The organism is Paenibacillus vulneris, from assembly GCF_039543185.1.
Classification (GTDB): Bacteria; Bacillota; Bacilli; order Paenibacillales; family NBRC-103111; genus Paenibacillus_S; species Paenibacillus_S vulneris.
This window is the reverse complement of record NZ_BAABJG010000002.1, coordinates 19,685-42,435: the sequence shown is the minus strand read 5'-3', so window position 1 is coordinate 42,435 and position 22,751 is coordinate 19,685. Positions and strand designations below refer to the sequence as shown.

The window sequence follows — 22,751 nt, the reverse complement described above, 5'->3', positions numbered from 1 at the left end:
TCCTCCCTACAAGGTCGCTGTCCACATATCATAAATGTGAGGAAAGTACGATTCCGGCATATAGAAATACCCTTTGTCGCCCCAGTTTTCACCCCAACTGTTTCTAACAATGAAGTACAATTTGCCATTGATTCGCTTGTAGCCTACTGCCATCACCGCATGACCACCTTGGCTTTTTGCACCAACTGGATAATCAGGCAACATACCTGTGCGGCCCATCTCCTCTGTTATGAAGTCAAAGAAGACATCCATGCCGAATATAACTGGATAGCCCTCAGCAAGTGCCGACATAAAACCATTCATATCACTGATTCGATGGTATTCCCTGATACGATGGTTCCCAGCATTATCATCTGCTTCTGCTGTGGGTTTATCGCGGAATGTGCTCTGGATGTATGGAAATCTCGACTCCGTACAAGTCCCACGGTCCGCTAAGATTTTCATCATGTCTCGAATAAATGCGCCGCTGTCTTCATTTTCCCATCCATGCATTTCTCGGGAATACCAGTAAAGATATAGCCGGGAAAGATTGAAGTAATACCCATCTTCTCTTTTACGAAGGTACTCTCTTATTGCGCAGCCGGCGTTAGCGGTACATGACCCTAAGCTATGCTGATCAAAGATCGGTACATCGTTGGGTCGCAAGTCTACCTCAACAGGCAATACGGACAACTTTGCAGCACGAATAAAGTCCCGAGGATCCTCAGGACTTTTCTTTAATAAAAATTTTCTATTCATTTTTTTAGGCTCCTTATTTGGATATTGCTCTTAACCCCTGTGGAGTACTAACTCTATAAGGGGAGGCACTTGGATCGGTTGTAGCAACTAACTCAAAGCAACCAATTGCTCCCGATTTTACACCCACCCGATATGCCTTGGAACCAAGAACTCCCGATGTAGGGTCATAAACAGGCAATGCAATCTTAGACCCGCTTTTACCACCTACAACAAACTCTCCAACTTTCTTTTTGGTCACGAACTCCCTATAAGCATAGGAGCTTTCATTCCCTGCTTTATCATGGTAAGTAACAGTATAGCGATACCGTGTGCCAGGCTTAAGTCCGTTAACATATTTACTTGTCACGTCACCGATGTCCTGACCATTGAACAACGGCGTTCCTACCCATCCACTACCATTCCACTCTCCGAGATAGAAATCTGTAGTAGCCCTACCTGATGACGGGGTTGGATCGCTGAATTCACTCCATGTAAATACTGCCTCTGTATCTCCCCATACAACAGAAGCGTTCGGATCGTTTGCTCTTTGACTATCGATGAAAAACTTTGAGTACACGGTCGCACTCAAGTTCCCTGCCCTATCTACTGCTTGAAAATAGACAACATATTCACCTTCTGCACTCAGCGGAACATCTACATAGTAATCACTTCCAGAAGCATACGCTGTTAACCCTGTGTTGGTCCCTGCTGGATTATTATAAGATGCATAGGTGCCACCAATTCCGCTTAGATCATCTGTTACACCATAAAACCATACGCGGCGCGTCCCTGTTTTCTGATTTGTATATCCATACCCTTGAACACTACTGATTGTTGGAGGAGAATTATCCACAACAATGCGTTTATTAGTTGCCTCGATTGGCCCCGATATGTTACCTGCTTGGTCTTTTACAGACATCCTCACATAGAAAGCAATATATGACCCCATATCAGGCAAAAGATAACTTCTTGCATTAGTATCATCAATCCAACCACTATTCCAAAGTGATGCACTGTAGGAATTATTAACAATCTCAATAAAATAACTCTTTTGAGGATTTGTATCGTTATAAGACCATGTAATTGACACTCTTCGGTCTTTTGTAGCATAGTTATCTACTGGGGAAGTTATAGAAACGGTTGGAGCCGTTCTATCGACAATTGTATCTACGCCGCCTAACATCTGATTGTTTCCAGCATTGTCATAGGCGTAGACATGGGTCGTATAGACTCCCTCGTTGTTCCAATAATTGTTTATTGAAATGTCGCAGTACCACGTGCCTCCACCAGCATTAACCCCATCATACCAAACAAAGTCTTTACCCGGACCTGCAGTAGGGAACTTTACAATCTGCACACCTGACCAATTATCTGTTACATTGTAGGCATGTACCCGAAACGTGCCATTAGGTTGAATTGCTTGGTACGTTTTTCCTTGAACTGTCCCTGTTGGAGGTTGTCTCTCAACACCGAACCATGGAACCCAAGACCAATCACTTATTGCATCGTATCTATCCCATGTTCTCATTCTCCAAAAGTATTGATTATCCCCTAAATTAGCATTCCAAGTCCAACTTTGATCACCATTTGAAACTTTCCCAGTATCACCAACTATGTTTGTAAATGCACCACCATCACCAGCTGATATTTGCATTTGCCAAGCTGTTTGATAATCTCCAGCATCGTTATCGGAAAAAGACCAAGAGAAATGAGGATTACCATTATTAGTTATACTTCCATTAGCTGGGCCATTTAAATTTGGTGGATTTGGTTTAGTATTAGCTGGAGTATAATCTATAACTAACCTTGGAGCATTAGCAGAGCCATAACTCCAGAAGTTGGCCCCTGCATATACCCTATAGCCATCTTTTACGAAAAACATTACTCCATATTTCCCATATGCTATACTATCTCTGACAATTCCAGTGATATCGATGTTGCTCCATTGCTTGGTATTTATGAGATTGCCGTCAAAAGCTTCGACCATGTTTGTAGTTGTACTTGATATGCCTGTACCGGCAGGTTCTGGCCACTGTGCTGTGACACGCATAATTTGCATTATCCAACCATTACTTGCTACGTGGCCGATGGATTCTGGGTAAACTTGTAGCTTGGCACTGTTGATTATAATGTTGGTTGGAAGTTGCGACCAATCAAAGTCAAAAAGAGGAAAGGTGAAGTAAGTACCGTTATCATCATCCTGTTGCTCTCCCATGAACAAATTATTACGGTTGACGACCTTATAGGGTCCACCCCAAGCCCAGCCCCAATACTCATACTGCCATGAACGTGTACAAGGTAGTGTAATCTGTGGCATTATGTTTCACCCCATTTTTATAGATCGCTTCGAAACCATATACGGCCCATTTCGGGATTTACTGGGTCTGAAGTTCTGACTTCAACAAGCAGTGATTTGGATGTGTCCAATCGAATGGCATCCACTTCTGCTTTTCTGGCAATGTCCGTAGCAGATGAAGGAGCTGCAACTTGAGCACGCCCGGATGCGTCTCGCTGCATGATGGTGTTGGCTGTTGGTGTAGAGGTTGCCCCTTGGAATATGGATTTCAAAGCGGTATCGACTTGGCCCGACAATGCGTTATAATCTTTCACTATGTCTGCAGTGTTATTTCCATCAATGAGAGGCAAATTGTAATTGGGTGTTCCCATTATTCAAGCCCTCCGTTCAGTAGCTGATGATAAGTAATGTTTCTATTCTTTATGTCATCATAAGTAATGTTTTTGCTCTTGATATCGTTATACAAGGTATATTTAAAGATATACACTATATCCAGATGCGCGGGTTTAATATCTTCAAGCGCTGCTTTTAAATTATCAATGTTTGGAGGCACTCCTATCGTACTTACAAAGCGAACTACAATCTGATATAGATTGGTTTTTTGAGTAACCTCTATCTCCCCTTTATCATAGGCCTGGGCAACTTTTTGGAAGAGCTTTACTGTTATTAGCCCTGTCCCTCTAATTTTTGAACGTACAACGGATCGTCTTTGTTCATATGGTTGCCCTAGAGACGGAACAATGCCAAATTCTTTTTCCCAGAGGGAGATCCCCCATGTAGCCTTTTCCACGAAGCGTTGATCTTCAATATCTGCCCCAGTATTATAAATGGATTCAAACTCAACACCCTCAGATTCAGCAATAGCTCGACTTTCCAGAATATCGGAATATAGTTTTGGCAAGCGACCGAGTAATCTCTCCCCAACCGGGGAGGTTATAGGAAAATCGCTCAACTTAACGTCACCGTCCCCATTACTGCAACTGAGTCTACCTCTATCGTTACGTTACCTTCGCCGCCATTTATTTTAAAAGCTGAGTAATCTTGTACACCTGGAACGTCTAGCAGAATCGCCCCTACACGAACGTATTTGACGTTCGGGTCTGGGCTAAATGCGATATCCTTCAAGTAAGTTACCAATGCCATTTCAAAATCTTCCGTTACTTGTGACAGCGTACGGTTTCCGCTCAGTTCAACCTTTGCTGCTACATTGACAGTTACTCCCATGGCCGAAGCTACGGTAACCGTAGCGCCGATAGGAGCCTTTCCCTCCCCAGTGCCGTCAGTAGGTGAAATATAAGCCTGTACTTCAGCTAGTAAAGATTCGGATGCAGGCTGCTTGTTGGCATCAAGGACAACCACTTTCACTGTTCCAGGACCATTCCACAAAGGAAGAACCTGGACATCTCCCACACCGTCAACCTCCAAAGCCCAATTACGATAATCCGCTTTATTCCCACTCGTTGACGGCGCTCTAACAGACTCCAGATACCGCTTACGGAAATCTTCATCCGATTCATCATCAGTACCAGGAATAAGCAAGCCGGATATTATTGCAGTCGTTAAACCATCAATGTAATTGATCGGAAGCAAATTACCTGATGCCGCATTACCAGAAACCCCAGAGCTCTCACATTCTAGCTGATATTGTCCTCTATCGATTCTGGCAATGGCCCTCAGGATCAAGTTACCAACGGCGAATCGGCTCCCAATCTCAATATCCATAGGTTGATTTGCTGCATTGAAAAAGGTTCCTTTATGAATCGCTTTTGTTGCTAGTTTACGAGTAATGCCATAATCAACTGCTCGGAGGTCTAGATATAGACCTGTTGCCGTTGTACCAAACGATTGCCTTAAACCAACATCCAATTGGTTATAAATCTCCGCTAGCTCCCATGCAGCTGGTGCCAAAGCGTCGTAAATGATGCTGCCCTCTCGTTTATCTATCTCTGAAGGAATACGATCGAGCATTCGTTGGAGAATTATCTTAAAGGATTGTGATTCGTACAAGCCCTACACCTCCTTCGTCATTTCGAACCTTCCGTATTGTGTAATCACAGTAAATTGGGCAAATGCTTCGTCACCATTAGTACTTATTTGCATATCCTGTACATCTTGTATACGGTCATCTTGAATCAGAGCAGCCCGGATACGTCGGCCTAATTCAGCTCGTACATAAGCTTCACCCTTCCCAGGAATATCCCCCAGCTCGCTACCGTGATTACCACTATAGATAAGAAAGTCGAATCGCTCCGTCTGCAGGATCTTCATTACTGCCTGCTTCACTGCCTCTAGACCATCAGTCATACCGATAATTCGCTTTGTTACTGGATCTATTCGATAGGTTCTGCTTGGCTGCTGTATCTGCTCGGCGTAACGACTGGATCCTAATACACCACCCTGCGGAATCACGGCTTCACCAACCGATCCAAAATGACAAACTGCAAACCTCCTTGGACGCGGAGTAATAACAGCATGTCCCCAACTTCAAGGCCTTTACGGATAAGAATTGGCTTAATAAGAGCTTCTTCGGTCACGCTACCAATTGACTCATGTGTGTGTCTCAAATTAACCTCGTATGAAGTCATTTGTTCGGGAACCAGTAAAAAATCCTCTGTAAGTGGCTCACTTTGTTGATCCAAGCTCACTTCAAGAGGATTTATTTTTACAACTGTTCCGTATAAGACCGTCACAGGTTTCGTAGCATCAACAGCACCAACGCCTGTCTGTTTTATTAGCTCAAGCATTTTTCTCATACTTTTTTATCTCCAATCCTGATATCAACCAAATCAAGTGTCATGGTATGTTCAGCACCATCAAACTTATGAACGCATTCATCGACCAGGAAATATTGATCGATTCCAAGTTCAGCAATATTAATTGAAATATAGCACCCGGCTCGAACGCGAATATCACCGATTGCGTCGATCGAAAAACTTTGACCGACCCGGTTCTTCAAGTGGATTAGGTTGCTTAAGAGCTCATTAATTTGAGCTTTATTCATATCATCATCTACGATTTGAAAGTATTGCAATAAGCCCCACTTTTTGATTGTGTCGCTGTCCCTATAGATGTATACCTCACGCTTACCAGCTTTCTTGTTATCCTGGGCAAGTATTACTTGGTTGTACGAATTATCGATTGTTCGCTTTTGCTTGTAATCGAAAACTAGACTCGTATCACCTAAGGAAAAATCCAGCACCATATCTTTGACATTACGAAGAGCCAGCTCCCCAAAATCATCATACAGAACAAAATTATTATTTGTTGCAATCAAAGTATCCGTGAGCGCCCTGCAGATGATATCGATAAGCTTGACATTATCCTCACGAATCTTAGGTATTTTGTACTTTGTATCGTCAAGACGACCCGTCTTAAGCTCATATTTACTTGCAATCTTTTTTACAACTTCCGTTGCTGTAACATTTGTATCACCTAGATATCCATTTGACATCAAATATCGTAACTGATCATACGCTGTGATTCTTACTTCCTCATCTCGCCCACTATCAATGGTGAAGATGTAGCCGTAAAATACATTCCGGCCATCCATCGTAACCCTTACAATATCACCGACATCATATTTAAATTCTTTCGCTTCGTACCACCCTCTCTTGATAAAAGTAAAATCAAAGGTAGAAGCTTTTCCGAGTCGACTTGTTTTATAAGTAGCCTCGGATACAATCCCGGATACGTTCCACACATACCCGTCTCTGTTATCAATGATAATTTCCAACATGAAGACCACCACTAATCTTGGGGAATTTTAAGTACCATACCTATGGGTAATTTTTTGAGCATGTGATCCGGTATGCCATTTAACTCCTGAATTTCTTTCCAACGGGAGTCGTCGCCAAAAACTCGTTTGGCTGCCGCCCTTAAACCTTCGTCTTTTTGTAGAGTATACGTCTCAGGCCTGACTCGTTCGTCTGGCCTATCCGGTGGTTCCTGTACAATAACTGTTTCACCACTCGGCAGTGTGACTGGTTTTGCGAGGCGAGCTGAATAGAAAACATACTCTTTTAGCCTTAGCGTATAATCTATGTCGCCAGGAGATCCGGCTACTTCTCTCCATTCGAAGGACTCAATAGAAGCAGGGAAGTTAAGGTCTTTTTCTTTGCTATCGCTTGCCGTTTCTAAAGCGGCATGATGACCAACAAAAATGAACCGAATAGGATGCTTCGTTTCCATCCACCGACGGATATCCTTCACATATTTCATGGGCTCAAAAAACAAATGTGGATCTATAACTGAAGGAAATACCTGCGCGGGGAATATGCTACTAAACGTTACTTCCTTTAGTTTAGGACTTTTAATTATATTAATTTCGCCTGCGCGAGTTTCGTCCGTTCCTCCGCCTTTGCCAACGATGTTGTATGTTTTGCTCTGACCTTCATCTTTAATTTCAATGGACTCAGGGTTCACAGGGATACGCCAACCCTCTGCCTGATTGTTGTATCCCAGATAAATGAAATATGGATCATCGGCCACTGTTATTACCTCCATAAATTAATTTTGGTAATAAAAAAGCACCCAGTTACGGGCGCTCCAATGTGAAAATTTATTTATTTTATTATTCCTGCTTTTTGTAGGTCTTCAATATTAAAGTAAGTGTATTTATTGTGTCTCTTGATTTTAATACTACCAGCAGTACCTTCGCCACTATCATTATTTCTCCATCCATCAGGCAACGTTAGCCTTAGATATTCAACTTGCTTAGTAACTGAAGGGGATGTTTTTAGGATCAAATCATTGCCTTCGTATTTAATATCGGCATCATTAAATATTTTACAAAGTATGTCTAACCCGATCCATCCTTCAGAAGTCTTTGGAGGTAGTACTGGGCGCTTTTCGATCAAAGCTATCGTCAGTTCAGCATCATCACTATCCGTAAACCGACCTTTAAAATTACCATCTCGATCATAAGCATAGAATACCGTTTCACCATTCTCTTTAACTAAACCGTGGGGATCAACAACCTTAGTATCTGGGGTCAAAGTCCCACCGCTCGGTGTCGCACCAGTGACGGAATCAGTAGCTTCGGGATGTTTATCATGCTCATAGACAACTTCTTCTTTCAATGGCATATCACCGTCAGCCACGGGTTCTCCAGATGTCAGGATCTCAACACGCTTTGCCTGGTCGTTCCACGTATAGTTAACACCTGTCAGATCGCCAAGCTTCGCCAATGGTACATATGTGCTGCCCTCATAATTCAAAATTGGCGCCGCTGCATCTTTGTACTCTTTTCCGTTAACAACAATTGGATAGGAAGCATCCGTTAAGATGTATTGCTTCACAGCTGCTGCGCCTGCTGTTGCAGAAATAGTTAGGACAGAGCCGATTAATGCCCCAATTATATATTTCTTCAAAGTGAAAACCTCCCATTAGATGATTAAATCTATTCTAGCAGGAGGTTTCCATGATTTCCAGACATTAACTTCAAGTTATCGATACGCCCCCTGAGCAGAGTTCTCTATTTCCGTTACCATAACTTCCTCGATGCGGCGAATCATTTCATCAACATCCGTAGGTTGGTTGATGTCTCCTGTCGTCACCTGTACCGTAGGCGTTAACGTCACGAAATTTTGGATGTTCTTCATCTCAGCAAGATCGCGCATTACCTTCAAGTCTTCGCTAGAGATATCAACCTTATTTTTAATTTTATCGACGGTGCCGACATCTAATTTGTTAGGTACCACCGCTTGATTATACTTTTTTAGGTAGTCCTCTACATCAAAATTCTCTCCTGCTGTGTCGCTCTTCAGGTTCAAAAGTTCCATTGCTTTTTGCTTGATATTCTCCGCGGTGAAGTTACTTATGCCAGATTGAACTTTTTTCTGCGCTTCCTGGTCGGCCTTTAGCTTATCTTCGGCAAGCTTCTTATAATAATCATTTGTAGGTAAATTGAATTTGATCATATTATCTTCTTTGCCAAAAAACTTTCCTACTTTATTCAAAAAATTGATAGTACCATTAATGCCCTCAGTCGTTTTATTCGTGAGCCAATCATTTGCTTTTAAAAGACTTTGGTCAAAAGCAGTACCCAAATTTAGTATTTCGGAAACAAGGTCCTTAAAGTGATCACGAGCCTCATCGCTTGTTGAGACAAGCGTAGCGAGGCCAAGAACAACGGTTACCAATCCTGCGACCACAATCCCCCACGGGTTCGCTAACATAGCGAGGTTCAACCCCATCTGGGCACCGGCAGCCAACGTTACAGCTGCACGGTAAACTCCCATAGCCGTAGTAAAAGCCCATTGTGCTAGCGTTACAATCTTTAGCGTCGTCCAGAAAACACCATAGGCGAAAGCTAATGACTTAATGGCAGTCACAGCTGCTTCGTTCTGGGTCAAGTAGGTGTAGAACAGCTTGGCTGCTTCAATCAAGCTGGTAAAAATGGCAACAACCACCCGAAGGATGAAAGCAAGTTCATTCGTCATTTTTTTATAGGTTGTACTCGAAAGAAATGCATTGAGTTTATCAATAAGCGGTATCAAGGCCTTCATCGCATAGGTTCCCGCATCGGCAAACCCGTTCTTTAGGTTTCCAATGGCCTGCTGCCATTTATATGCAGGTGATTCAAGCATTTTACTTAAGGCCTTCTCACCCATGCTCTGCATTTCGAGCAATTTATTGAATGCTGCAATGGTTTTATCAACGTCTCCACTCTTGCCCGCATCCTTTAGTCCGGAAGCAGCAATTGCAGCTTTGTTAATATTGAAACGCTCAGCAAGAGATACCATGTCCCCTGATAGTGCTTCTTTCGTACTAAACACCGCTCCAGACAGCCCTTGTCCTGTTGTGTCAAACATAGCCAGTCTTTTCGAAATGTTCATCAGCTTATCGATTTGGTCAGTGTTTCTAGTCATGGACATGAAAGAAAGAGCACCAGTCAGTGCATCCTTCACTTCGAAGCCCATTTTCAAGGCCATACTTTTATAGTGCTGGTAGAACGCCGTACCTGTTTGATTATCTCCAAGCCTTGCCTGGAACATGGATTCCATTTTCCCCTGTTCCATTGAGGCCCCGATCGTTGCCTCAAATAGTTTCTTTCCTGTTTCAATTCCCAGATAAGCAGCAGCAATCCCCTTTAGTTTGCCAACCAAACCATCAGCTGCATTTCCACCTTCATGAAGTTTATTATTAAACTTCTCTTGGTTTTGAATGTTATTCTGCTGTTGCTGATTAAGCTGACCCATTGCCTTTTCAACCGCATTGGTCCGTATCGTCAATCCTGGTTGTTGGACAACTCTGGTAGGCAATAAGACAGTGGTTCCGTCCATAGCCCTTAGCCGCTGCCTCATTCTCTCAATACGATTGGTAGCATTGTTCGTATCAACATCGACCGCAACACGTCCCCGGAGCCCTTGACGCAACCGTTCAGCCACGTATAGAACCGATTGCAACTTTTCATGAGCTCGGGTTAGCGTCTGAGAGAATTGGTCGAATAATTGCAGGCTTGCTCCTATCGTTGCCAAACCCTTTGCCCTCCTTTCGGGCAGAAAAAAGGCGCCTGCCTCGGCGCTACTTTTTATCTTTAAGCTTCTTTTCCTTCTCGATCCGGATATCGATCATGGCATAGATTGCAGCCTTTTCCCGGCGATTCATTTTCATCAAAACGTGCGGTAATATATTGAGTTCATGGAGGGCGTAGTAGGCGTAATTTGCCGCACCATCGCCCTCGCGAATTAGTTTTTTACTTCTTCCACCAACTCGTTAATATCCTTGTCAAAACCATTTATTTCTTGAACCTTCTCCACTAAAGCCGCATATTCGCCGGGCAGCAGCATCTTCCTTAACAGATTCTCTGCCCCAAGTACACCATACGATTTCTGTAGATCGGCATCCTTCAAATTCGGGAATATGACACTTGCTACGGCCAATTTAGTCAAGTACTCCGTCGGGTTCGTTTCAGGAACGCTGATGCCATTTTTCACTTTCAACCGTTTTGTTGCAGATTGACGAATAGCCTCGTTTTCGTCCTCAGTCATACTACGGAGCTTCCAAGGAATCGGCCTACCGTCCTTATCCTTAAATCGCTCCGATACAGCGAACTCCTCCGTTAAGTCACTGACGTTCTGTGCGTAAAATGCGCTTAAATCACTCATCGGTTATTAGTTCCTCCTCCAAAAATTAACCTAGTATTGGTTTGCCAAATTGATCAAAAATATCTACGCCTTCGAAAGTGAAGCTCACATCTTCTTCCAACGCATCTGAGCCTGTATCCAACAAGGCCATAATGACACTGTCCAAATTTACACCTTGAAGAATAATGGACTGCTTGCCGATGCTCGATGAAGGATCTTCATTGATGACCTGCACATCAAAATAGGTATCCTTACCGTTTTTGATATAATCCAGCATCATTTCTCTAAAGACCGAGGTGACATAATAAATTGTCATGCTGCCGGAGCCCTTCCAGCCTTTGGCCTTATGCTGCGTCCCGCGCCGGCCTAATGTCCTCACCTCGGACTTTTCTTTCTCAACTTTACCCTCTAATTTTTTGATATAAAACATTTCCTCGACCTGGCCGTTAATTGTTGCGTAAGCTCGGCCTTCTTGACCGGAAATGGTATCATTGGCCTTTAGAAAGGACATGTTACTCCACCGTCACTTTCATATAGATTTTCTCGATGGAATCGACCGGCTGCACACCGACTTCGACATACACGCTGTCGGTCTCGTTGCCCTTAAGCACGACCACATCTGTTTGTGAATCAAAGTTTTGAATCGCGTTTGTTCCTTGTAGGGCACTCATGTATGAATTACACTCGCCACGAAGTAAGCTTCTTCCATCGGTGTTGTTATCGACTTTTCCGACATAGAACGACTCAAAGATCCGCTTGAAATCATTGTTAATTCCATCAAGTACTCGGATCACTCGATTCTTTCTGAATTCCTTCCCTTTTGTTGGTGCGAAGCTGGTAAAGGTATTAATATCTACTTCGACTTTTGCCTTACCCTGGCTCGGTGTAAATAAAAATTCACCCTTTTTAATGGATGCAACGATTTGAGTATTTGTATATCTGGGCTCGACATCGATAGCGTCATCATAGGCATCATAAGTAAGAGACTCATTCATCTGCGCCGCGGCTGTTGCAGCGGCTACCCAAGCCGTAGCCTGCGCAGCTGTTAATTTTGTCCCGTCGGAGAGAACGACTCCGTTTTTAACACTGATGACCCCCTCATAATCCGCCGTAGGGTAATTTTCTACCACCACTTGTATCTTTTTGCCTTCCTCTTCTCTAAGTCGACGTACAAAGGCTGTGTAAATAGATTTCAGCGTGTTATCCGTGGATGGCAACGCAATTGTTTGAAAGTCGAATAGTTCTGCAGCCGCTAAATAATCCATATGGTCCTGATTTGTAACAGCCCCATCCGCTCCACCTGATAACTTTGTTCCGGCAGTTTCAGTCAATGCGCCCGCGCCACTAAAAACAATCCAATCATTAGCTTGTAAACCAGTGATGTCAGACACCGTCTGAATATCTGTGATCGTGGTAGACACCATTGTCTTTACATCATATTTCGTTACATCATCAATATTTTTTTGAACCACTATGGAAAGATCATTTCCTCGAACTCCGCTGTATTGAGCCGTTGAAGTTAAGGTGCCTACTGTAGCCTTGGCTTTAACACCGTCATTCAAACGGTAAAGTTGTAAAGTCTTAGCCCTTTTCAGCGATTCCTTAATCAACAATAGTTGCGGTGCCGTTAAGTCATACCCGAGCTGCTTAGACACGTCGTCTCCCGCATGAATCTCAAACATTTGCTTTGGTGGCCCCCAGCTAAGTGCTAATGGCATTGTCATAACACCTCGGTCACCAACTGTGCCTGCAGGTTTGCCTTGACCCACAAAATTAATGTATACCCCAGCTCGGTCTTTATTTTGGGTTGTCCATGTTCCTCCAGCCATCTAGTTTGCCACCTTCCCTGCAAATTCCTTTACCTTTTGCGTGACTTGCTCGATGGTGTACGTTTCCCCGTTTAGCAGTAGCGCATGCAATACATCTTTTTGTTGTGCAGTGAACACCGAAGATTCCAAAAACTGTTGCTTAGTATACTCCGGAGCTGCAGTTTCATTATTTTTTTCTTTAATACTCATATAAGCCGTTCCTCCTGTTTCAAATGCTGCATTTTCACTTCAACTGGTTTTTGTTTGATCATAAAAACCTCAAAGCTGATAAAGAAATGAAGCACGTCATCCACAATTTCATGATGCATATCGAAGCCGCGGTAACGGTTCCCATCCCATTCTATATACTCCAGAAACTCATACAGCTGCTCTGCCACCGAGTTGCATGCTACTTTTACAGGGCTAATGGGATCCGGAAAATAATGAATGTCGAAGAGCAGCTTGCGCCTATATCTTCGGTCTACCTCTCGTGTTTGATTGCTGTTCAGTAAAAGAACAAAAAAAGCAGGCTCCTGAAAGCCCTGCTTGATTCGTTCATCATATAGTGGAATGTCCAATCCTAATGCATCTAGCTGCTTAAGTATCCCGTTTTTTACATCCTCATTGGTCAACGTCACCACCCCAAATACCGCTTGATGAATTGTTCAAATTTACGTTCCATGATGGCGTTCATCTCTCGCCTCAATTCATTCTCAGAAATCGTAAGCATAAATCGGCCTTCTACCCAACCGGTATGATTCCTGGTCCGGTGTCCAAACTCAACATACTTTGAATATTCGACTGGATTAATAACTTCGATTTGATATTCAGACCCATTTTTTTGAATCGGACCTATGGTCCACCCCTTTCGGAGATTCCCGGTGTCCCCTACAGGAGTTCTAGCAATCGCCTTCGCTAAAAGCCGGCCAGCGAGTTCCTTTAGACAACCTTCATAAAATCCCGGAATAGCTTTCTTCATCTGCTGTAAATTATTTTGAAGGTCCTGCAATTCTTGGAAATTAAAATCGCCAAATTGACTCATGCCCGAGCTTTCCGTTTCAGCTTGATTTCTTGATGGGTAGGATATCGAAATGGTTCCCCGGTTTGTTCAAATTCATAATCCATGCCGTCTTGAACCACTCGAATGTTACTGCCTGCCTTGATCGTCACGTCAGAGGAAATGAACAATTTAGCATCATAGTCCAAAGCGTTGTCCGTATCTGTCTTATAGGCAGCTGGGAGTGATGACTGCGACAGCGCGCAGGGCTGATTCTCCAACACTACAACGCTCTGTTGCCGCATTGCGCCGTTCTTAGGGTCTTTCACAGGTTTAAACTCAGAAACAGTACAAAGACCGTCGTAGGTCCATTCAAGCGCAGCACGTTCGGCTGCCACGTTACCAAATGGCATGTCACCACCTCAGTTTCCGAAAGGCATTCAATTGTTTCGAATAAGCTTGTACAAACGATGCCCCAGGACCGCCGGACCCGGAGTTAAAAAAAGTGGTTTGTACATCCCCGCGTTTTACACTTTGCACCATTTGCGACGTCTCTTCCGGGTTCTGTGATTTGTCGTAATCCTTCGCTATAAGAACAACGGTATTTACCAAAGCTGGAGGAATCTCTGTGATATTACAGTAAGACATCACACCCTGGACGACCGTCTCGATCGCAAATAAGAGGCGGTCGTCCTTACTGATATCTCCTGGCCCAATACCCAGAAGCGACTTTAGTTTGATCAAATACGGGTCATACAGATCATTCGTCATCATCGTCGGACTCCGTCCGGATCACGCCATCTTTCATCAGGCTTTCGTAATCGTTTGGTTGAATATCAAGCACCGTTCCAGATGCGTAGTACTTGCCTCGATATTTGATATTCTCGATTAATTCAACCTGTTTGGTCGTTTCCTCTTCTGGGGTTTCCTCTTCTGGGGTTTCCTCTTCTGGGGTTTCTACTTTCGGGTTATCATTTTTTGAAATTTCGTCATTTTTTTTCTGAGTCAACCTAATCACCCTTCCTTAGTTAACCTTGGCGATGAAAATATTATCGATACGTTCAAAGCTTGGCATCGTAATTGCAGATACAACAGTCTCAACGTTAACCGGATGCGGCTCCTTAATGGTTGTGATGGCCACACCCGTATTTACGATAGACACTTCGGCTGCCGTGCTGCCGCTCATCAGGTCACTTTCCTCTGGAGTTGTTCCGAAATACGTATTGCCCAACGTTCCGTCAGGAATAAGAGTGAAATAATCATCTGGGAAGAACAAATTACTGCTGCCGTCCTGCAGCGCGAATTTTTTATTGTACACCGCAACTGATAGACCAAGTTTGTTTTGCAGATACTGTTTCATCAAAGCATCCGTCATGATAATGTTTTGACCGCCTAAAGGGTTCATATCCAGTTTAATTCCATTGTTAGCAAGGATGTAATTCCACGTTTTACGAGTACAAATTGCATTAACTGGCCTTACTCCTGTATCGTCCTCAACCGTATCCTGCCAGGTTTTAATGTCGCCCACGATATTTGCTGTTGGGTCGCTCCACTTATCCGTACCGGTTAGAGTAACCTTATGGTTGGCTGGCATTTTGTAATCGTAGTCGTAGTTCAGGCGGTTCGCCACGATGGAAATTTTTCCGGTAGACAACAATTGCATGATCATGCGCTCCGGGTTAACCAGTGCACCGTTGACCAGGTTAGTCACATCGTCATAGATGTTATTGATAAGCGGCATTAAATAACTTTCATTCTCTGAAGCAGCTAAACGGTTTAATTCTTGACGTTCCTTTTCGCCAATCCGCATGGCTTCACGGAAAAACGGCATTTCCGTCTCAACTTTTTTGAACCCGATGCGATCACGCAATGTCGCTTTAGCATCAAATTCAGAAGGCATCAAAGCAACGGGCAAGCCCTTAGAACCCTTGATCCATTTTAGGTCCAGCCCCAGTTGCTTCTTGGCAGGGAACAAGGTCGCTCCCAAATAGGGGATTGCATTCGAAGTGTTCGTGTCGTAATAGGTTGCAATGCTCTTAGCATTAACCAAATCAAAAATAGTAGGCATATTTTTCGTATCTCCTCTCTTACTTCAAAAATGTGATTTGTCTCAACGCTGCAATTTCTTCAGTAGCTGGAGCCGTTGGGATCTTATTCAAATCGATAAAACCGTGAATCACCATTGCGCCGGCTGCGGGACCATAGGTAACATCCGTATCATTCAGAAGCACGCCCTCAGCATTAGAAACTCCCGTCGTAGTGACTGCCTTTTTTGCCTTTTTCGTCGGGTCAGACAGAATGCTATTGCCCACAATAGTGCCAGCCGGCACAATCTTTTTACCTTCTGCATTAGCCGTGATACCCGCATCATCAACCGTAACTGCCAGCGCAACATAATGGTCGGGAAATTTCAGGATCTCTTTCTTGTTTGTATACGATGTTTCAATGAATTTACTCATTATGACTTGCCCTCCTTATTGGAAATATGACTCTCTGGCTTTATCCAAGCCCTCTCCTTGCTTCGCGTTCATATCGGCAAGGCGTTTACCAAAGTTATCCGTCTTGTCTTCATTTCCTGAACCCTTGCCTTTGCCGTCTATCGGGTTTGCGCCGAAGAACTTTTGCTTGCCATCCTGTTTTTCCGCAAACAAAAAAGCCTTGCTCTCGCGCAGGGCTTTTAATTGATCTTCCAAACCGGCTTTAACAGCTCCGCTATCGTCCAATTCGATTTTCGTTTTATCCAAGAGGCTAGTAACGATATCAGGGTCATGTACTTGTCCGGATAGGGACAACTTAATTGCGGTACCTAATCGAAGCTCCTTCATATCCGCTTCGTACTTATCTGATGCCGCTTTGTTATCGGCTTGAAGCTTCGTGATCTGCTCCTGTAGGACGGCGCTGTCGCCGGCAGTCTTCTTTAAATCCTCCAGCTGCTTGTCCCGATCCCTCAAGCTATCCTCGGCTTGCTTCTTAGCTTCATTCACCTCATCAAACCTAGTTTTCGGGATGTAACTTTTCAACTCATCCTGAGAAGCGGCTGCGGCTTTCGTTGCCTGCTCTTCGGTAAGGCCTAATGCCAGAAATTGCTCTTTATTCATGTTGGATGTCCTCCATTCATCTTCGTTTTTTATCCTGGTCTCGGCCAGTGATGTCCTGTTCTTTAACGCCGACAGTACCGAAACGGCTGTAAATAAAAAAGCACCATCCTTTTTACGGAAAGTGCTTTATTCTTTATCCTTTTTAGTTTCTTCGACAGGCCCTAGTACCTTCTCGAAATACTTCTTTAAAAAATCGGGATCATTTGGGTCCAAATCATCAAGATAGCTTTCGTCAAAACCGCCGATCTGATTTTGCTTCCCCGAATTCTTCTCCATATTCCCACCCCAATTCTTTTACTATGGCTTGCAAAAGCTGAAAATCAAAATATTCGCTTTTAGCTGTTGCAGACATCATAGCATACTCTTTACTATTTTGTAAGATATCCGTTACCTCTTTCCCTAAACGGAGCATAACCTCTTGGAATACCACTCTATCTACCATGTTCTCCGCTGTGGATACATAAGATACTCCCCCATCATGGCCAACAGCCAAAATGTTTTTTAAAGACGGGTAAAAAGAGAAGTTGCGAATATCCTTGACGTTAATTCTCGTTCCTCTAGGATGATTATGGGTTAAGGTTACCGAATGGTTTGGCGCTTCAAGCAATGTGTCATGGATTTCTTGAGTAAACTGGACTTTATTTATTTCACCAGTAGCTCTTCCAAGCTCAGTTCCTCTTGAATCTAAAATAACCATGATTTCCTTACCCTCTTTGTATCCTTGTCGAGCAATACTGCGATTCACTTCCGTAATGGTCTCAATAACCTGCTCAGGCATCTGGGGTAAATCAACATGATACGCTGCTTTCGGATTAAATCTACGATTGAAACCTCCCCCAGCAGGTTCTTCAACCGCGCCGTTAACATGTGTCTTTTCCCACTCTGTATACGTTATGTCACCAGGAACCTCGTAAGTCTTGCCGTCCTCATCACGCGCTGCCCGTTCCCCCACGTTACCTTCATAGTTCGGTATCGTGGTTGAGCGACAGTGCGCATGAAGCGGTGGGTAATTGACATTAACCTGCGCCTCACTGATCTGAAATACCTTACCGTCCATACCTCGGCATTTTGAAGAGGTCTTTAGGTCCAGCGTGGCCGTGAATTTGTATTCCTCCACGCTCATTTCTTTGTAAGCCTCTAGCCTGGACTGACCAGAAAAATACGCCGATTCCGTCATTACTAGGCGAGCTGCAGAGGAGCGGGAAACTCCCATACGTTCGGATAATGCTGAGATGATCTTATCTGACGAATCCCCACGGATAAGCCCTTGCACCAGATGAGTCCGGAGCTCAGCAACAAGTTTTGTCCGATCCTCCCATATCCGTGCACTAAAATTCTTGCCATCAGGCGCCCAGGGTGTCGCGAGCAAACTCTCTGTCTGACGAGTGTCTAACTTTGCGAATGAAGACCCAAGCCCTTTGCCCTTTTGTAACTCGAATATCGAACGGTAGTAGTTATCCTTGTAAATATCACCGAGAACGAGCTGCGTCCCCGTCTGGTGCTTTGCGGAGAGCAATTCGACCTGTTGCCTCATCTGCAGCAGTAGCGCCTCTAAACGGCTCATACGCACTCTGATGCTAGCGTTCTCCAATTCCTTCATCCAACGCTGGTCAATAGCGTTTTCTCTACCCTTTTGGATATACTCTTCAACGGACCACTTGAACTCTTTTAATTGACCTGCTGAAAGCATTTGGCGAGCTGTAGCGAGATCCACCTCATTATTTTTAGCGAATCGCTGATAAAACACTTGAATATCCTTCTGAATGGATGCCATGGCCTTTTCATATTCGGCATTCATGTTTTTGATATACGATTCACCTTTAGCCAGCTGCGCCTCGTTGAGGTTCTCCATCCGTTTTGCCCAGTATTCCGCTGACTTCATGTTGCACCGTCCGGTTGAGGCATGCCTCCATAATCCTGCTTGCCCTCAATCGGCGCTTCCTGTTCTTTCTGTCTTCGCTTAAGCTCTTCTTGTACATCTGTTACATATGGATGATTCGCCACTAGCGTTTCGTCAGATACGATTCCGACGCTATTCTTGATATCTGAGATGATCGATGACTCATTGATCATGATGTCCCGGTTAAAGATAAATTCTACAGCGTCTTTGGAAAAGTCCCCGGCACCGGTATTTAATAGGTGAATATCGATAAACCACAAAAGCTGCTCCAGGCTTGCCTGAAACTCTGTTTCAATGTCATTAGCATCCATATCCAGATCAGCGTAAAGAAATTTAAGAGCAATACCACTTGGGTCGCCGTTGAATTTATCGCTTTGGGTATCAACGCCCCGACCAAACTCGTAAATATCTTTCCGGTTCATTTCCATGTGCGTCTTATAAGCTTCGGTATCGATCGTTAAGGATATCGAATCAAGCCCACCATCTTCAGTTACTTTTACAGCACGGTAAACGGATAGATTGCGCCGGAATTCGCCTAAATCTTGACCGTCATAGTTTTTTATGACATAGATGCTATTAGGCAAGTCTTCAAGATTGTTCGAGTTGTCAGATTTTTTGTTGTCATAATCATCCACAAGCGGCTGAATAAACTTAAGTAATGGCAACTCATCCTCATGGTACTTGAAGCCGATGAACGGAACCCGTTCCCAATTAAGCGACACTTCCTTATTTTCCCCATCAATGACTTTAAAATGTGAGCTAAAGTCTCCAATTTCCACATCCGGCACTAATCCGCTGCCATCCTGGACGAATCGTTGCACCCCTGAAGTATCCCAGAACTCAACCTTGGTAATCGCCTTCTTGGTACGACCTTCATATGCCTCAACCTCATAAACCCTTATGAGCGCATCAAGTTCTGTATGGGCAGCATCTCGCCATAATGGGATGCACTCCTCCGAAGGGATTTTCTTAAAAGATAACTTTCCTTCAGGGTTATAGTAAATATGCAGCCAAGCGATACCTTTATTAATTGCTTCCCGTCCTAAACTCTGAAACAGACGCAAAAAAGACTTATTGAAAAAATCCCCTAACAAGTCTGAATACGTCTGATTTTTGGTTTGAATACTCATGGGCTTTGAAAGAAGATACCCCACCTTCTGATCAACCAGCTTTCGCACAAAACCATGTGGCAGCTTGTTGTTCGCCAGGTTCGTCGCTTCAATTTCCACTCCACCTTCGCCAATCGTCAGGCGCTTACGTTTCGAAATATCGTTTTCAAACTCATAGTATCTTTGCCCGGTAAGCATCAGTTTTCGTCGCTGTGACGCTTTCCAATCACCGATTTCCTGCTGGATGATTTCTTTTAGCCCCATAGCAGATGCAGCACCGGCTTTGATGATCTCTGTGATCGTCTGCATTTCTGATGTCAATATCGTACCCTCCTTCCTCACTCAAATGAAATCGCTCCACCTTTCAGATCAGACACCTCATAATCGTCCAAGGCATACCAAATAGCCGAGAACGTATGTGGATCCAAGCTGAATTCATCAGGGATGATGTTCCCCAGCTTATCCGTCTTGTATGTCAAATTCTTCAGTTCACGAATTGTATTCAAGCAGCGGTCAGAGCAAATGATCTTCTTAAACCGCTTCACTTTCTTGGTATATTGGAGGCGCGAACCCTGGAACTTTTTGGCTGGACGCATATTGAATCCTTTTTGCCGGAAGTATTTGATCGTCTTCGGCTCTGCACTATCCGCTCGGATCAGCTCGCCTGTATCCTTAAACTCCGTAATTTCTTCTGCCGTCCTGTCATCGGTCATCTTGTTTTTGTAATACTCCCAATGGATGTATAGGATTTTGGCATCATGATCGACTGCCAGCCGTAGCAGCGCATTGTAGGATTCCTCAAACCCAAAGTCCATGCCTGCTCGCCTAATCGGCTTGCGGATCCGTCCTATTGCCTCCATCACATCGGCATGAGGCCACTCTACAAACTGTGGCAGCACCTTAACCCCGTTCACGCCAAAACGACCTTTCCGCGCAATCCGGTAAAGGTCAGGGTCATATTCTTTCATTTCTTCAAGCTGCTTGATGTAACTCTCAGGAAGGAATAAATTGTCATCGGCCAAAGAATGGTGATAATAGGTGTCACCTACAACCATGGTCCGATTTCTATACAATTCCTCGTCATCCAAAATAAAACGCTTATTCAATTCGTCCTTGAAGAAATGTTTAAACGTCCAATTGTCCTCTCCTACTGGGTTCGTGGACAGTAGCATATGCAGCTGTAGTGTCGGATGTCGTAGGCGCCCCAGGAGCTCCTTGAACCCTTCATACTTTACCTCTGAACACTCTTCCACCCAAATGATCGATACATTGTTGATCGACTTGAGTTTAGCCGGCTTATCCATCCCTTTGAAAATAATCTTCGAGCCGTTAGGGAACCGAATCTGAATCGGGGATGTAACGGGCCGTACAACGCCTTCAAGCCCTAAATCAATGATGATCTCTTCCAAGAGCGAGTATGTCGAATCTCGGTGGGTGTCATATACCTCCCGGACGACAAGTGCTGTCCGCTTTTCCTCCAGCAGCTTGAGGATGAGCTTCAGACCAACATGATAACTTTTAGAGGAACCGTAACCGCCTACCAGGAAATAAAATTTTTGATTCCAGTCGAACAAAAAATCTTCGAAATGCGGGTTTACCTCTTTTTCGATCATGGCCGCTCACCTTTTCGGACAATGCGGATCTCGATCGGCTTATTGTCGTCTTTATTAGCCTTCTGATCCAGCAGGGCAACCTCGCCTTTGATCTTGGCGATACGAAGTTTTTGCTCCTTCGTGGCTAGATCTGTTTTCAGCAGCTCATCATATTGCTTGATCAGGCCCTGCAGCGTCGTCATTGCCCGGCTCTGAGCCTGCAGGAAGTTAGACTGTTTGTCCCAAGCCTGCTGCACTTCCCAGCGCTCTCCGATGACATTGCCCGATTTCTCTTCAATCTTTGTCGTCGTCTTATCGTCCTGGTCCCGGACGTACATAATTTGCTGGGCCCGTATGATTGCCGTATATTGAATCACTATGTTATCCCAGAGAATGTCCAGCGGGGAGCTTGTTTCGATCTGCTCCATGATCTCGACTGTTTCTGGAGGGAAATATCTTTGAAAGAAGCCGTGTTTTACAGCATTGCTATTCTTTGGCGGCCCGCCTTTGCCGCCTCGATTACCCAAAGCGTTTTTACTGCCAAGGGGAGCGCCACGTTTCTTCGGCGGATTGGTAACGTTACTATTGCCAGCAACGGTAACGTTACCTGTAAGCTTATCGTCCCATCGATCAATGCTTTTCCATTTCCGGATCTGGGTATCACCTAGACCAAGCTCGGAGGCGATGTCTCTTAGCTTCATGCTGCCGCCACTATCGATATACATTTTCTCCGCTGTCTCACGCGCTGGACTACGTTCCCTAGCCACTACATATCACCCACCTCCGGAATAAGTCTATGCATCATTTATGCAAAGACTTATGTACAAAATCCCTTATTTTATGAATATGTACTTTTCAGTCGCCGTGCTGAAAGCCGCACCATTAAGCCATTTTCAAGCTATTTATTAATCAAGCATTTATTCATCATTTATGCATATACCTCGAAAACCGCATAAATACGCCATTTCTGTAAAAAGCGATTTTTACGTTGTTTGCGATTGTAAACACATTTTCTGATAAATTATACATCGTTTATGCAAAGGGAAAGCCTGCAGCAAGCGCCACAGGCCGAATCGATCAATAACCGGTTTCATTGGTTGCGGTATCCACCGCTACCGGAGTCGAAATTTACTCCCCTATATATACT

General features: G+C 44.1%; 27 protein-coding genes. All 27 read right to left on the bottom strand.

The window, feature by feature from the left end; translation table 11 throughout:
- Nucleotides 1–6: 6 nt before the first annotated feature.
- The 27 genes from ABEA66_RS00665 to terS all read right to left on the bottom strand — a co-directional run bounded on the left by ABEA66_RS00665 (nt 7) and on the right by terS (nt 22,371).
- Nucleotides 7–738, bottom strand: coding sequence for a C1 family peptidase (locus tag ABEA66_RS00665; RefSeq protein WP_345585078.1), 732 nt, complete (start codon nt 736–738; stop codon nt 7–9).
- A 13-nt stretch (nt 739–751) separates the two neighbouring features.
- The gene (locus ABEA66_RS00660; RefSeq protein ID WP_345585076.1) at nt 752–3,034 is read right to left on the bottom strand and encodes a glycoside hydrolase family 78 protein; all 2,283 of its coding nucleotides are present in this window, start codon (nt 3,032–3,034) and stop codon (nt 752–754) included.
- Between the two features lie 17 nt (nt 3,035–3,051).
- The gene (locus ABEA66_RS00655; RefSeq protein ID WP_345585074.1) at nt 3,052–3,384 is read right to left on the bottom strand and encodes a hypothetical protein; all 333 of its coding nucleotides are present in this window, start codon (nt 3,382–3,384) and stop codon (nt 3,052–3,054) included.
- Entirely contained in the window at nt 3,384–3,965 is a 582-nt protein-coding gene (locus tag ABEA66_RS00650) for a putative phage tail protein (RefSeq protein ID WP_345585072.1), read from the bottom strand. The genes ABEA66_RS00655 and ABEA66_RS00650 overlap by 1 nt, the downstream gene beginning before the upstream one ends.
- Nucleotides 3,962–5,020, bottom strand: a complete 1,059-nt coding sequence (locus ABEA66_RS00645) for a baseplate J/gp47 family protein (protein WP_345585070.1) — start codon at nt 5,018–5,020, stop codon at nt 3,962–3,964. The genes ABEA66_RS00650 and ABEA66_RS00645 overlap by 4 nt, the downstream gene beginning before the upstream one ends.
- Nucleotides 5,021–5,023: 3 nt before the next feature.
- Nucleotides 5,024–5,422, bottom strand: coding sequence for a DUF2634 domain-containing protein (locus ABEA66_RS00640; RefSeq protein WP_345585068.1), 399 nt, complete (start codon nt 5,420–5,422; stop codon nt 5,024–5,026).
- The gene (locus ABEA66_RS00635; protein WP_345585066.1) at nt 5,419–5,766 is read right to left on the bottom strand and encodes a DUF2577 domain-containing protein; all 348 of its coding nucleotides are present in this window, start codon (nt 5,764–5,766) and stop codon (nt 5,419–5,421) included. The genes ABEA66_RS00640 and ABEA66_RS00635 overlap by 4 nt, the downstream gene beginning before the upstream one ends.
- Nucleotides 5,763–6,749: an XkdQ/YqbQ family protein gene (locus ABEA66_RS00630; RefSeq protein ID WP_345585064.1), complete on the bottom strand. Its 987-nt coding sequence runs from the start codon at nt 6,747–6,749 to the stop codon at nt 5,763–5,765. Before ABEA66_RS00630 ends, ABEA66_RS00635 begins: the two co-directional genes overlap by 4 nt.
- Before the next feature lie 11 nt (nt 6,750–6,760).
- Nucleotides 6,761–7,501, bottom strand: a complete 741-nt coding sequence (locus tag ABEA66_RS00625) for a LysM peptidoglycan-binding domain-containing protein (protein ID WP_345585062.1) — start codon at nt 7,499–7,501, stop codon at nt 6,761–6,763.
- A gap of 74 nt (nt 7,502–7,575) precedes the next feature.
- Nucleotides 7,576–8,382, bottom strand: coding sequence for a stalk domain-containing protein (locus tag ABEA66_RS00620; RefSeq protein ID WP_345585060.1), 807 nt, complete (start codon nt 8,380–8,382; stop codon nt 7,576–7,578).
- Nucleotides 8,383–8,457: 75 nt separating this feature from the next.
- Nucleotides 8,458–10,491 carry a phage tail tape measure protein gene (locus tag ABEA66_RS00615; protein WP_345585058.1) on the bottom strand — a complete coding sequence of 678 codons (2,034 nt, stop codon included), beginning with the start codon at nt 10,489–10,491 and terminating at the stop codon, nt 8,458–8,460.
- 210 nt (nt 10,492–10,701) lie between these two features.
- The gene (locus ABEA66_RS00610; protein ID WP_345585056.1) at nt 10,702–11,121 is read right to left on the bottom strand and encodes a phage tail assembly chaperone; all 420 of its coding nucleotides are present in this window, start codon (nt 11,119–11,121) and stop codon (nt 10,702–10,704) included.
- A 25-nt stretch (nt 11,122–11,146) separates the two neighbouring features.
- On the bottom strand, nt 11,147–11,611 hold the full coding sequence (locus tag ABEA66_RS00605; RefSeq protein WP_345585054.1) for a phage tail tube protein: 465 nt from the start codon (nt 11,609–11,611) through the stop codon (nt 11,147–11,149).
- Between the two features lies 1 nt (nt 11,612).
- On the bottom strand, nt 11,613–12,929 hold the full coding sequence (locus ABEA66_RS00600; RefSeq protein WP_345585052.1) for a phage tail sheath family protein: 1,317 nt from the start codon (nt 12,927–12,929) through the stop codon (nt 11,613–11,615).
- Complete coding sequence (locus tag ABEA66_RS00595; protein WP_345585050.1) at nt 12,930–13,118, bottom strand: hypothetical protein; 189 nt, start codon at nt 13,116–13,118, stop codon at nt 12,930–12,932. It abuts the gene before it with no gap.
- The gene (locus ABEA66_RS00590) at nt 13,115–13,540 is read right to left on the bottom strand and encodes a phage tail terminator family protein (protein ID WP_345585048.1); all 426 of its coding nucleotides are present in this window, start codon (nt 13,538–13,540) and stop codon (nt 13,115–13,117) included. Before ABEA66_RS00590 ends, ABEA66_RS00595 begins: the two co-directional genes overlap by 4 nt.
- 2 nt (nt 13,541–13,542) lie before the next feature.
- Entirely contained in the window at nt 13,543–13,950 is a 408-nt protein-coding gene (locus ABEA66_RS00585) for an HK97 gp10 family phage protein (RefSeq protein WP_345585046.1), read from the bottom strand.
- A complete protein-coding gene (locus ABEA66_RS00580; protein WP_345585044.1) occupies nt 13,947–14,318 on the bottom strand; it encodes a hypothetical protein in 372 nt (123 codons plus the stop codon). The genes ABEA66_RS00585 and ABEA66_RS00580 overlap by 4 nt, the downstream gene beginning before the upstream one ends.
- 1 nt (nt 14,319) lies before the next feature.
- Nucleotides 14,320–14,679, bottom strand: a complete 360-nt coding sequence (locus tag ABEA66_RS00575) for a phage head-tail connector protein (protein ID WP_345585042.1) — start codon at nt 14,677–14,679, stop codon at nt 14,320–14,322.
- Complete coding sequence (locus tag ABEA66_RS00570) at nt 14,666–14,914, bottom strand: hypothetical protein (protein ID WP_345585040.1); 249 nt, start codon at nt 14,912–14,914, stop codon at nt 14,666–14,668. Before ABEA66_RS00570 ends, ABEA66_RS00575 begins: the two co-directional genes overlap by 14 nt.
- Before the next feature lie 15 nt (nt 14,915–14,929).
- A complete protein-coding gene (locus tag ABEA66_RS00565) occupies nt 14,930–15,973 on the bottom strand; it encodes a major capsid protein (protein ID WP_345585038.1) in 1,044 nt (347 codons plus the stop codon).
- Nucleotides 15,974–15,992: 19 nt separating this feature from the next.
- On the bottom strand, nt 15,993–16,364 hold the full coding sequence (locus ABEA66_RS00560) for a hypothetical protein (RefSeq protein ID WP_345585036.1): 372 nt from the start codon (nt 16,362–16,364) through the stop codon (nt 15,993–15,995).
- A gap of 15 nt (nt 16,365–16,379) precedes the next feature.
- Nucleotides 16,380–17,003 (bottom strand): phage scaffolding protein, encoded by a 624-nt coding sequence (locus ABEA66_RS00555; protein ID WP_345585034.1) that lies wholly within the window; start codon nt 17,001–17,003, stop codon nt 16,380–16,382.
- Between the two features lie 232 nt (nt 17,004–17,235).
- Entirely contained in the window at nt 17,236–18,885 is a 1,650-nt protein-coding gene (locus ABEA66_RS00550) for a minor capsid protein (protein WP_345585032.1), read from the bottom strand.
- Nucleotides 18,882–20,333 carry a phage portal protein gene (locus ABEA66_RS00545; RefSeq protein WP_345585030.1) on the bottom strand — a complete coding sequence of 484 codons (1,452 nt, stop codon included), beginning with the start codon at nt 20,331–20,333 and terminating at the stop codon, nt 18,882–18,884. Before ABEA66_RS00545 ends, ABEA66_RS00550 begins: the two co-directional genes overlap by 4 nt.
- A 17-nt stretch (nt 20,334–20,350) precedes the next feature.
- Nucleotides 20,351–21,625, bottom strand: coding sequence for a PBSX family phage terminase large subunit (locus ABEA66_RS00540; protein WP_345585028.1), 1,275 nt, complete (start codon nt 21,623–21,625; stop codon nt 20,351–20,353).
- The gene (gene terS, locus ABEA66_RS00535; protein WP_345585026.1) at nt 21,622–22,371 is read right to left on the bottom strand and encodes a phage terminase small subunit; all 750 of its coding nucleotides are present in this window, start codon (nt 22,369–22,371) and stop codon (nt 21,622–21,624) included. The genes ABEA66_RS00540 and terS overlap by 4 nt, the downstream gene beginning before the upstream one ends.
- Nucleotides 22,372–22,751: the final 380 nt, after the last annotated feature.

What these genes read in the sequence shown, in the direction of transcription:
- ABEA66_RS00665 (WP_345585078.1), bottom strand. Translation starts at nt 738, where the DNA reads ATGAATAGAAAATTTTTATTAAAGAAAAGTCCTGAGGATCCTCGGGAC.
- ABEA66_RS00660 (WP_345585076.1), bottom strand. Translation starts at nt 3,034, where the DNA reads ATGCCACAGATTACACTACCTTGTACACGTTCATGGCAGTATGAGTAT.
- ABEA66_RS00655 (WP_345585074.1), bottom strand. Translation starts at nt 3,384, where the DNA reads ATGGGAACACCCAATTACAATTTGCCTCTCATTGATGGAAATAACACT.
- ABEA66_RS00635 (WP_345585066.1), bottom strand. Translation starts at nt 5,766, where the DNA reads ATGAGAAAAATGCTTGAGCTAATAAAACAGACAGGCGTTGGTGCTGTT.
- ABEA66_RS00630 (WP_345585064.1), bottom strand. Translation starts at nt 6,749, where the DNA reads ATGTTGGAAATTATCATTGATAACAGAGACGGGTATGTGTGGAACGTA.
- ABEA66_RS00610 (WP_345585056.1), bottom strand. Translation starts at nt 11,121, where the DNA reads ATGAGTGATTTAAGCGCATTTTACGCACAGAACGTCAGTGACTTAACG.
- ABEA66_RS00605 (WP_345585054.1), bottom strand. Translation starts at nt 11,611, where the DNA reads ATGTCCTTTCTAAAGGCCAATGATACCATTTCCGGTCAAGAAGGCCGA.
- ABEA66_RS00600 (WP_345585052.1), bottom strand. Translation starts at nt 12,929, where the DNA reads ATGGCTGGAGGAACATGGACAACCCAAAATAAAGACCGAGCTGGGGTA.
- ABEA66_RS00595 (WP_345585050.1), bottom strand. Translation starts at nt 13,118, where the DNA reads ATGAGTATTAAAGAAAAAAATAATGAAACTGCAGCTCCGGAGTATACT.
- ABEA66_RS00585 (WP_345585046.1), bottom strand. Translation starts at nt 13,950, where the DNA reads ATGAGTCAATTTGGCGATTTTAATTTCCAAGAATTGCAGGACCTTCAA.
- ABEA66_RS00580 (WP_345585044.1), bottom strand. Translation starts at nt 14,318, where the DNA reads ATGCCATTTGGTAACGTGGCAGCCGAACGTGCTGCGCTTGAATGGACC.
- ABEA66_RS00575 (WP_345585042.1), bottom strand. Translation starts at nt 14,679, where the DNA reads ATGATGACGAATGATCTGTATGACCCGTATTTGATCAAACTAAAGTCG.
- ABEA66_RS00565 (WP_345585038.1), bottom strand. Translation starts at nt 15,973, where the DNA reads ATGCCTACTATTTTTGATTTGGTTAATGCTAAGAGCATTGCAACCTAT.
- ABEA66_RS00560 (WP_345585036.1), bottom strand. Translation starts at nt 16,364, where the DNA reads ATGAGTAAATTCATTGAAACATCGTATACAAACAAGAAAGAGATCCTG.
- ABEA66_RS00555 (WP_345585034.1), bottom strand. Translation starts at nt 17,003, where the DNA reads ATGAATAAAGAGCAATTTCTGGCATTAGGCCTTACCGAAGAGCAGGCA.
- ABEA66_RS00550 (WP_345585032.1), bottom strand. Translation starts at nt 18,885, where the DNA reads ATGAAGTCAGCGGAATACTGGGCAAAACGGATGGAGAACCTCAACGAG.
- ABEA66_RS00540 (WP_345585028.1), bottom strand. Translation starts at nt 21,625, where the DNA reads ATGATCGAAAAAGAGGTAAACCCGCATTTCGAAGATTTTTTGTTCGAC.